This window comes from Burkholderia sp. BCC1640, assembly GCF_902833125.1.
GTDB lineage: Bacteria > Pseudomonadota > Gammaproteobacteria > Burkholderiales > Burkholderiaceae > Burkholderia > Burkholderia diffusa.
In genome coordinates this window covers 1-418 of sequence record NZ_CADFEF010000193.1, presented here as the reverse complement: position 1 = coordinate 418, position 418 = coordinate 1, and the positions used below count along the sequence as shown (strand labels likewise).

General features: G+C 65.1%; 1 protein-coding gene. It reads right to left on the bottom strand.

Annotated elements, in window-relative coordinates:
• A partial coding sequence (locus tag HWX25_RS33180; protein ID WP_244138843.1) for a phage baseplate assembly protein V occupies positions 1-418 on the bottom strand: 418 nt, incomplete at both ends.

Genomic DNA, 418 nt, shown 5'->3' with positions numbered 1-418 from the left:
GGCCGATCGCAATCGCCGCCCACGTAGTCGATCAGAACCTCCTCGCCGACACGAGGAGGATGAACCGAGCCATAACCCCCGCCCGTATCCGACTGCACGACACGCACCCAGCACGACGCACCGGCATCGCCCGGATTGCGGCGATCCCACACGAAATGCACCTTGATGCGATTGAGTTGGTCGGTATGGACTTCCTCGCCGCTGCGCCCGACGACGATCGCCGTCTCCAGATGCGTGACGGGCTTGCGATGTTCGAACGGGCTGCGGAACGGCACGCTGCTGCGCTGGGCCTCGATCCAGATTCGGTAGTAACCGCTCGCCCCGTCGAAATGCGGCACGGCGAACGTATCGTTCGATTCACCCGCGCGTGCCTCATCGATCGAGGCCTGCAGATCCTGCGGAAAGCGCGCGCCGCCGG